We start from the raw sequence: 8,174 nt of genomic DNA, 5'->3' as shown, positions 1-8,174 counted from the left end.
GGCGGCCGGCGCGGCGAGCACCCCGTGCGGGTCGGCCGGGTGGTGCGGGAACGCCGGCTGCCGCATCGGCTTGGCGCGGCCGTCGAGCGCCTCCCGGATGCGGTCGAGCACCCGGTTGCGGGCCTGCGCCGGGTCGTCGACGCCGACCAGGTCCACATAGGTGATGGTGGCGAGCAGGCCGTCGATCGGGCAGTCCTCGACGCGTACCGTGACGAGCTTGTTGCCGGTGCCGTCCGGGTCGGCGCGCAGCGCGGCCTGCCACTCCAGCTTGCCGTACGTGGAGTGCAGGTAGCGCTCGGACAGCACCGCCACGACCACCTCGGCCTCACGGACGCCACGGTCCATGAAGTCGATGAAGTTGGTGCCGGCGACGAAGTCCCACGCCTGCAGCAGCGTGCGATAGCCGGCCGCCTCGAACTCCCACGCCAGCCACGTGGCCCAGCGTTCGTCGGCCGGTGAGTAGCTGATGAAGAAATCGATGGGTCGGTCGGACCGGGTGGGGTGCGCGCCTACAACCACATGGTCATTATGGCCACCGACGGTCAACAGATCGACACCCTCGGCAGCCCGGTTCGCGACCGCGTCGGGCTCCTGCGTCCGCACCGGCGTGTGGGAGGATCATCCCTCGTGGAGACCCCCGGCGATCCGCCGAACGCCGTGCCCGACCGCTCCCGCTGGGGCCGCCTGCACGTGCTGGACTGGATCGCGATCGGGCTGGCCGTGCTCGGCGTGGTGTTCGTGCTCACCGGGCTGCTGCCCCGCGCCGACGCCGAGGGCACGATGCGCCGGATCATCCCGATCCTGATCTTCCTCGGCACGGTCGTGGTGCTGGCCGAGCTGACCGCCGTGGCCGGGGTGTTCGACGCGCTCGCGACCCGGGTGGCGGTGACCGCGCGGGGCAGTTTCCGGGCCCTGTTCTGGCTCTGCGTCGGTTTCGCCTCGGTGACCACCATCGCGCTCAACCTGGACACCACGGCGGTGCTGCTCACGCCGGTGATGATCGCGCTGGCCCGGGCGCTGAACGTGCCGCCGACGCCGCTGGCGATGACCACCGTGTGGCTGGCGAACACGGCGAGCCTGCTGCTGCCGGTGTCCAACCTGACGAACATCCTGGCCAGCGACCGGGTCGACCTGGACCCGGTGCCGTGGGCGGCCCGGATGTGGTGGCCGCAGCTGGTAGCCGTCGCGGTGACCGCGCTGCTGCTGTGGTGGTGGTACTGGCGTCCGGCGCGCGCCGGGGCCGACCCGTTCGTCCCGCCGCCGCCGTACGTGCCGCCGGACCGGGTGCTCTACCGCACCGCGCTCGCCGCCTGCCTGCTGTTCGTCGCCGGGATCCTCGCCGGGGTGGAGATCGGCATCGCCTCGGGGGTGGCCGCCGCGATCCTGGTCGCCGGTTTCGCGGTGCGGGCCCGGCACCGGCTGCGGCCCGCGCTGGTGCCGTGGCGGCTGCTGGTGTTCGTGACCGGGTTGTTCCTGGTGGTGCAGACCATCGGCCGGCACGGCCTGGACACGGTGATGGGCACGCTGATCGGCACCGACCCGGGCGCGGAGGGGGCGCTGCGGGCGGGCGCGGTCGGCGCGCTGTTCAGCAACGCGGTGAACAACCTGCCCGCGTACCTGGCCGGCGAGGCGGTGATCGCAGCCGACCGGCACACCCAGTTGCTGGCGCTGCTGATCGGCACGAACGTGGGCCCGCTGGCCACGCCGTGGGCGTCGCTGGCCACACTGATCTGGTACGAGCGCTGCCGGGCCGCCGGGGTCGCCGTGCCACTGGGCCGGTTCGTGGTCACCAGCGCCGCGCTCGCCGTGCTCGCCACCACCGCCACCGTCACGGCGCTTCTTGTCGGTCCCGGCGCCTAGCATCGCGACCATGAGCAACGCGCCCGAGATCGTCCGCCGCTACTTCGCGCTCGCCGGCCAGGCCGACAAGGAGCCCTACCTCGCGCTGTTCGCCGACGACGCGGTGGTCGAGGACGAGGGACGCACCCACCGCGGCATCGACGAGATCCGCGCCTGGCGCAGCGGCACGCCGCTGGTGTCGTACGAGATCACCGACGTGGAGCAGACGCCGGCCGGGATCGTGGTGACGGCCACGATCAGCGGCGACTTCCCCGGCAGCCCGTTCGCCGGGCTGCGGTTCCGGTTCGAGGAGTACGACGACACCCGCATCCGTCGGCTGCGCATCGCCCCCTGAGCCGGGGCGGGAAAACCGGTACGGCCCGATCCCGGCCGGTGGCTACCGTGCCCACATGACCGCCGCGCCCACGCTGCACTTCTGCACCGACCCGGGCGAGTTTCTCGCCGCCGCCGGGGCCTACCTGGCCGCCGATCCGGTGGTCGGCACCGTCGTCGCCAGCGTCACGCACCGGATGGTGGCCCGCCGCGCCGAGGGCGTCGCGCTGCCCGAGGACGACTGGTGGCTGGTGGTGCGGGACGGCTCCGGGGCGGTGGTGGGCGCCGCGATGCGTACCGCGCCGTTCCCGCCGCGACCGCCGTTCCTGCTGCCGATGCCGCGGGAAGCAGCCGTGGCGCTGGCCGGGGCGTGGCACCGGCGCGGCGAGCGAATCCGCGCGGTGAACGGCGCGCTGCCCGCCGCGCGCGCCTGCGCCGACGAGGTCGCACGCCTCGACGGCGGGCGGGTCGCGGTGGCCCAGCACACCCGGCTGCACGTGCTCGACCAGCCCATCCCGCCCGCACCGGTGCCCGGCGCGCTGCGGAGCGCCACCGTCGACGACGTCGACCTGGTCGCCGCGTGGTTCGGCGCGTTTTCGGCCGACGCCGACGAGCAGGCGGGCCGCCCGCGCGGGACGAGCGCCCACGAGACGCCCGACCACGCCGAGCTGCTGCACCGGATCCGGGACGGCCGGGTGTGGTTCTGGACCGACGAGTCGGGTGCTCCGGTACACCTGACCGCCGCCAACCCGACGTCGTTCGGCGTGGCCCGCGTCGGCCCGGTCTACACGCCACCCGAGCAGCGCGGGCGCGGCTGGGCCGGAAACGCCGTCGCCGAGGTCAGCCGGCTGCTCACCGCCGAGGGCGCGCGGGTGTGCCTGTTCACCGACCAGGCCAACCCGGTGTCGAACCGGCTCTACGCCCGGCTCGGTTTCCGGCCGGTGGTCGACATGGCCAACCTGGTGCTGGTCGACTGAGCCCACCTGGTCTGGTCGACCGACGCGGTTCCGGGTCAGCCGCGCAGACCGAGCACGGTCAGCCGGCGAGGCCGAGCGCGGCCAGCCGGTGCGGGTCGGCGATCACGTCCACCGCCGCGATCCGGCCGCCGGTGACGGTGAACGCCATCACCGACAGCGGCCGGTCCCCGGCGCTCACCAGCACCCCGGCGGCGCCGTTGACGAGCACCGGCCGGGCGTGCGGGAAGAGCCGGCCGAACGTGGTCGCCTGCGCCGCCACGGTCGTCGCGCCGGAGAGCACGACCGTGTGGCGGGCGCGGGCGGTCCCGGCGTCGGAGCGCAGCACCACATCCGGGTGCAGCACCGCGATCAGCGCGCCGAGGTCACCGTCGCGGGCGGCGGCGAGGAAGGCGTCCACCACCGCCCGCTGCCGGGCCAGGTCGGGATCGGGGGTGGGCGCCTGTCCGCGTACCCGGCGGCGGGCCCGGCTGGCGAGCTGCCGGGCCGCCGCCGGTGAGCGGTCGACGAGCAGGCCGATCTCGTCGAACGGCACGCCGAACATGTCGTGCAGCACGAACGCGAGCCGCTCGGCCGGGGTCAGCGTGTCCAGCACCACGAGCAGCGCCAGGCCCACCGAGTCGGCGAGCACCGCGGCGTGCGCCGGGTCGTCGGCGCCGGTGTCCACCACCGGGTCGGGCAGGCGTACGTCGAGGGGGTCCTCCCGGCGGGCGGCGCGGGACCGCAGCGTGTTGAGGCTGACCCGGGCGACCACAGTGGTGAGCCAGGCGTCCAGGTTGTCCACGATGGCCGGGTCGGTACGGGACAACCGCAGCCAGGTCTCCTGCACCGCGTCCTCGGCGTCGGTGAGCGACCCGAGCAGCCGGTACGCCACCGCGCGCAGCCTCGGCCGCTCCCGCTCGAACCGTTCCGCCAGCCCGGTGTCCATCACCTGAGCCTCCCCTCCCGCACACCGTCTCGACCCCGCCGGACCCCGTCGATGTGACCGGAGGTGACGGCCGTCACATCTGTCACGCCGGCGGTGCGACGCGGGTCGAGGTGGCAGCACAGGCGACGGAAGGCGACACGATGAACAGACAGATCCTGGTCACCGGCGGCACCGGCACGATCGGCCGGCACGTCGTGCCGCTGCTGCGCGCCGCCGGGCACCCCGTGCGGGTGCTCAGCCGGCGCGGCGGGCGGTCCGGCGACGGCGTCACCCATGTGACCGCCGACCTGCTCGGCGGCGCCGACCTCGGCCCCGCCCTGCGCGGGGTGTCCACGGTGCTGCACCTGGCCGGCGGCGCGAAGGGCGACGACCGCGCCACCGCACACCTGGCCCGTGCCGCGCACGGGGCTGGTGTGGCGCACCTGGTGCACATCTCGGTGACCGGCGCCGACCGGGTGCCGCTGGCCTGGATCCGGTCCAAGCTCGACGCCGAGCGCGCGGTGACGGACTCCGGCGTCCCGTGGACGGTGTTGCGCGCCGCGCAGGTGCACGACCTGGTGCTGACCATGCTGACGGCGATGGCCCGGCTGCCCGTGGTGCCGGTGCCGGGCGGGCTGCGGTTGCAGCCTGTCGACGCCGCCGAGGTGGCGGCCCGGCTGGCCGAGCTGACGCTGGGCGCACCGGCCGGGCTGGTGCCGGACCTGGCCGGTCCGGACACCCACGGCGTCGGCGAGCTGCTGACCGGCTACCTGACCGCCACCGGGAAGCGCCGGGCCCGGCTGCCGGTACGCATCCCCGGGCGAGCCGGCCGCGCGTACCGGGACGGCGCGAACCTCGCCCGGCCCGGTGCGGTGAGAGGCGTGCGGACCTGGGCCGAGTTCCTGGCCGAGCGGGCGCCGTCGCGGCCGGTCACCTGACGCACCGCGGCACGTCAGGCGTCGGCGGCACGCGTGACGGGATGGAACTGCTCGAACATGACCTCGTATCCGTCCGGGTCGAGCCCGTAGAAGATCCGCGCCCAGCCCACGTCCTCCGGCTCCAGCGTCACCGGCAGCCCTTCGTCGCGCCACAGCGCGTACGTGGCGTCCAGGTCGGCGGTGGGCACGGTGAGCACGACTCCGAGCCCGGGCGGCCCCGCCTTGACCTCGCGTTCCCGCTGCGCGTCGTGGTGCCCGTGGCGGTGCAGGTCGGACAGGATCAGCCAGGTGTGGCCGAACGTCAGGTAGCGCAGGTTCGCCTGCTCGGTCTGTGGGATCTCCTTGAAGCCGAGTCGCAGGTAGAGCCGGTGGGAACGGTCCAGGTCACGCACCCGGAGCCCGAGCTTGAGTTGTCTGGCGGCCATCCGGCCGAGGCTAGCCGACCCGGCTCACCAGCCCACCGAACCGAGGCCGACCGGGGTGAGGCGGCGCACCTGCGGCTCGATCCACTGTGCCGCGGTGACCAGCTTGACCAGCCGGTCGATGGTCTCCGGTGGCCCGGCCACGAAGCTGCGCCGGTCCGCCGGGCAGCCGTACCTGTCGTCGAACGTGCCGCCGTCGAGCGCGCGGACCGCCATGCCGGCCTCGACGGCGAGCAGCATCCCGGCCGGCAGGTCGACCGCCTCGGGGCGGTAGCCGACGATGCCGTCGATGTCGCCGCGGGCCAGCATCACCCAGGACAGCAGCGGCGCCCACAGTTGCAGCACCCGGCGCGCGCTGGTGTCCAGCACCACCTTCAGCGCCCGGGCGGTGCTGTCGTCCCGGCGTACCTCGTGCCCCTGGGTCCAGGCCAGCACCGGCGCGGACGGCACCGGGCGCTGCGCGGCGCGCAGCGCCCGCGCGGCCGGGCCGGACGCGTGCACGAACGCGCCCCGGCCGCGCACCGCCGACCAGGTACGGCCGGCGACCGGGTCGTGCACCACGCCGAGCACCGGCGAGCCGTTGTCGCACAGGGCGATCCCGACCACGTACGCGGGCAGCCCGATCGCCACGTTGTTTGTGCCGTCGAGCGGGTCGACGAGCCACGCCCAGGCGGTGTCCGGGGCGTACTCGCCGCCCTCCTCGGCGATCACGCCGTGCTCCGGCCAGCGGGCCCGGATCCGGTCGACGATCAGCCGTTCGGCGGCCAGGTCGAGGTCGGTCACCAGGTCACCGGTGTCGTTCTTGGCCCGGGCGTGCACCTCCCCCCGGGTGCCCCGGCGCAGCAGTCGGCCCGCCGCCTGCGCGGCCTCCACCGCGAACCGGTGCGCGTCGCGCAGGTCGGGCCCGCCTCTGCTCGGCTCCACGTCCATGGCTCCTCCAGCCAGTCAGCCCCGTGCCACAAGTCGCGCGATCTCCCGCGCCATCCGCGCGGTCTCCGCCGCGTCGCAGCGGTCCCGGCGTACCCGGTGGCTGCGCCCGTCCACCGCGCCGAGGCTCAGGTCGCACGCGCCGGGAGTGGTCCGGCCGAGCGCCACTGTCACCGCCGGCTCACCGGCGTCGACCTCCGAGGTGTGGAAGCCGCCGGCGCGCAGCGCGTACGAGTCGCCTGCGGAGTGCGTCTCCACCGTCGCGGTCATCGCGGTGACCAGCCGGTCGGTCGCGGCCATCTCGTCCACCTCGCCGAGGCTGTGCACCTCGTAGATCCGCCAGGCCGGGTCGGCCGGCGCGTCGTCGACCTCGATCAGCTCGTTGCGGACGGTGCCGTGCAGCACGTGGCTCAGCAGATCCCAGCTGTGCGAGTGCATGGTGGACGTGGTCGGGCGCACCGGCGGCGGGTCCGCCGGCCAGGCGTGCACGCAGATGCCGTCCGGGCCGTCGCGTTCCACCGGCAGGCAGGTGAAGCCGAGCGGATGCCGGACCGCGCGCAACGGCCGACGCCCCTCGGCGACGTCGCCGAGCACGTCCAGCACCCAGCCGCGCAGCATCTCCGGCCGGGTGCCCCGGTCGATCTCCCGTTCGAGGTCGGCGTAACTGGTCATGAGTAGGGATTCCTCGCCTGGACGGCCTTGCCGATGATGTCGGCGACCTCACGGTCGCCGAAGGACCGGGGCAGCGTCAGGCCGAGGGCGGTGAACAACCGCCGTACCTGCTCGACCGACGGCTCGTCGTCGAGCTTGACCTGGGCCGCCGCCTCGATCGGCACGCGCCGGCTCTGCCGGCGGCTGTAGTCCAGCTCGATGTTGAAACGGTTGTAGTAGACCTCGCCGCGGTCGATGCGCAGCGCGGGCGTCTGCGGGTTCTCCTGGGTGATGACGACACAGGAGGAGGAGAGGTCGTAGCGGAACGTGGTCATCTGCGCGGAGAGCCGCACGTCGACGGTGAGCAGGCCGGAGCGCTGCAGGTGCCAGCAGGCGGCCAGCACCGTCGCGTACGACTCCTTGCGGGTGCGGTCGACGGTCCACGGTTCGCCCGGCGCGTCCGGGTCGAGGCTGCGCCGGAACCGCGCGTACCGCTCGCAGACCTCCTCGTCGGTCGGGTCGATGATCTCGATCGCGACGGTGAGTGTGGCGTTGCGCCGCCGGGCGTGCTCGAGGCAGTCCGGCAGCGTGACCGCGCGCAGGAAGGTGCCGGTGCCGCCCTTGAAGCTCCACTGGTCGGTGTGCCGCCGCGCCTCGGCGAGCGCCTGGCCGACCTCGCTGCCGTGCAGCACGCGCACCATGGAGACGCTGTCGATGGCCTCGCGGGCCCGGTTCAGCGCGCCCTCCGGGCCGGTGATCTCCTGCATCTGCGGCACCAGGTCGGTCAGCCGGTCGCGGGTGTCCGAGATGACCTGGCGGACCTCCCGCTCGGTGGTGCGCCGGCGCAGCCGGTCGCGCAGCATCGCCTGTGCGAGCAGGCCCAGGACCAGCAGGATCGCGCTGTTGACGACCTCCTGGTCGACCGCGTTGGTGAGGCCGAGCACGGACACCGTGAGCGCCAGGACGAGGCCGATGAACGCGTCGAGATTGGTCACGACCCAGGCGAGCAGGCGCGTCATGACATCCCCCGGTCGACGACGGAACCTCCATGATAGCCCGCTGTCAATGTCGCCATCACACCCTGTTTCGGGCCGGTGGCGGTCCGCCCTGCCGGCGGGCGGCGCAGATCAGCGAACCGCCCAGGCCGGGCGCGGCGCGGGCCAGCCGGCGCGAGGCCACCCAC

10 protein-coding genes are annotated in these 8,174 nt (G+C 74.2%); 4 read left to right on the top strand and 6 right to left on the bottom strand.

Annotated elements, in window-relative coordinates; all coding sequences use genetic code 11:
* A partial coding sequence (locus AC2CHG_RS28075) for a toll/interleukin-1 receptor domain-containing protein (protein WP_484525926.1) occupies window positions 1-519 on the bottom strand: 519 nt, incomplete at its 3' end.
* 108 nt (window positions 520-627) lie between these two features.
* Here AC2CHG_RS28075 and AC2CHG_RS28070 point away from each other — a divergent pair.
* The 3 genes from AC2CHG_RS28070 to AC2CHG_RS28060 are packed head-to-tail and all read left to right on the top strand — an operon-like array spanning window position 628 to window position 3,149.
* Window positions 628-1,860 carry an ArsB/NhaD family transporter gene (locus AC2CHG_RS28070; RefSeq protein WP_484525925.1) on the top strand — a complete coding sequence of 411 codons (1,233 nt, stop codon included), beginning with the start codon at window positions 628-630 and terminating at the stop codon, window positions 1,858-1,860.
* 10 nt (window positions 1,861-1,870) lie between these two features.
* The gene (locus AC2CHG_RS28065) at window positions 1,871-2,194 is read left to right on the top strand and encodes a nuclear transport factor 2 family protein (RefSeq protein WP_262011636.1); all 324 of its coding nucleotides are present in this window, start codon (window positions 1,871-1,873) and stop codon (window positions 2,192-2,194) included.
* Between the two features lie 55 nt (window positions 2,195-2,249).
* Window positions 2,250-3,149 (top strand): GNAT family N-acetyltransferase, encoded by a 900-nt coding sequence (locus tag AC2CHG_RS28060; protein ID WP_355508822.1) that lies wholly within the window; start codon window positions 2,250-2,252, stop codon window positions 3,147-3,149.
* 58 nt (window positions 3,150-3,207) lie between these two features.
* Here AC2CHG_RS28060 and sigJ read toward each other — a convergent pair whose 3' ends face one another.
* Complete coding sequence (gene sigJ, locus AC2CHG_RS28055; protein WP_484525924.1) at window positions 3,208-4,074, bottom strand: RNA polymerase sigma factor SigJ; 867 nt, start codon at window positions 4,072-4,074, stop codon at window positions 3,208-3,210.
* Between the two features lie 140 nt (window positions 4,075-4,214).
* Between sigJ and AC2CHG_RS28050 the strand changes: the two genes are divergently transcribed.
* A complete protein-coding gene (locus tag AC2CHG_RS28050; RefSeq protein WP_484525923.1) occupies window positions 4,215-4,991 on the top strand; it encodes an SDR family oxidoreductase in 777 nt (258 codons plus the stop codon).
* Window positions 4,992-5,005: 14 nt separating this feature from the next.
* Here the strand turns inward: AC2CHG_RS28050 and AC2CHG_RS28045 are convergent, their stop codons facing one another.
* The 4 genes from AC2CHG_RS28045 to AC2CHG_RS28030 are packed head-to-tail and all read right to left on the bottom strand — an operon-like array spanning window position 5,006 to window position 8,010.
* A complete protein-coding gene (locus AC2CHG_RS28045; RefSeq protein WP_484525922.1) occupies window positions 5,006-5,416 on the bottom strand; it encodes a VOC family protein in 411 nt (136 codons plus the stop codon).
* Window positions 5,417-5,440: 24 nt separating this feature from the next.
* The gene (locus tag AC2CHG_RS28040; protein ID WP_463839553.1) at window positions 5,441-6,343 is read right to left on the bottom strand and encodes an inositol monophosphatase family protein; all 903 of its coding nucleotides are present in this window, start codon (window positions 6,341-6,343) and stop codon (window positions 5,441-5,443) included.
* Window positions 6,344-6,358: 15 nt separating this feature from the next.
* Entirely contained in the window at window positions 6,359-7,012 is a 654-nt protein-coding gene (locus tag AC2CHG_RS28035) for a sulfurtransferase TusA family protein (RefSeq protein WP_262011642.1), read from the bottom strand.
* Window positions 7,009-8,010 (bottom strand): hypothetical protein, encoded by a 1,002-nt coding sequence (locus AC2CHG_RS28030; RefSeq protein ID WP_091418084.1) that lies wholly within the window; start codon window positions 8,008-8,010, stop codon window positions 7,009-7,011. Before AC2CHG_RS28030 ends, AC2CHG_RS28035 begins: the two co-directional genes overlap by 4 nt.
* Window positions 8,011-8,174: the final 164 nt, after the last annotated feature.

This window comes from Micromonospora sp. ATLC20 (assembly GCF_057196585.1).
Note: the sequence above shows the minus strand (reverse complement) of the source record. Positions and strands in the feature narration are given on the sequence as shown.

What these genes read in the sequence shown, in the direction of transcription:
- AC2CHG_RS28030 (WP_091418084.1), bottom strand. Translation starts at nt 8,010, where the DNA reads ATGACGCGCCTGCTCGCCTGGGTCGTGACCAATCTCGACGCGTTCATC.
- AC2CHG_RS28035 (WP_262011642.1), bottom strand. Translation starts at nt 7,012, where the DNA reads ATGACCAGTTACGCCGACCTCGAACGGGAGATCGACCGGGGCACCCGG.
- AC2CHG_RS28045 (WP_484525922.1), bottom strand. Translation starts at nt 5,416, where the DNA reads ATGGCCGCCAGACAACTCAAGCTCGGGCTCCGGGTGCGTGACCTGGAC.
- AC2CHG_RS28060 (WP_355508822.1), top strand. Translation starts at nt 2,250, where the DNA reads ATGACCGCCGCGCCCACGCTGCACTTCTGCACCGACCCGGGCGAGTTT.
- AC2CHG_RS28065 (WP_262011636.1), top strand. Translation starts at nt 1,871, where the DNA reads ATGAGCAACGCGCCCGAGATCGTCCGCCGCTACTTCGCGCTCGCCGGC.
- AC2CHG_RS28040 (WP_463839553.1), bottom strand. Translation starts at nt 6,343, where the DNA reads ATGGACGTGGAGCCGAGCAGAGGCGGGCCCGACCTGCGCGACGCGCAC.
- sigJ (WP_484525924.1), bottom strand. Translation starts at nt 4,074, where the DNA reads ATGGACACCGGGCTGGCGGAACGGTTCGAGCGGGAGCGGCCGAGGCTG.
- AC2CHG_RS28050 (WP_484525923.1), top strand. Translation starts at nt 4,215, where the DNA reads ATGAACAGACAGATCCTGGTCACCGGCGGCACCGGCACGATCGGCCGG.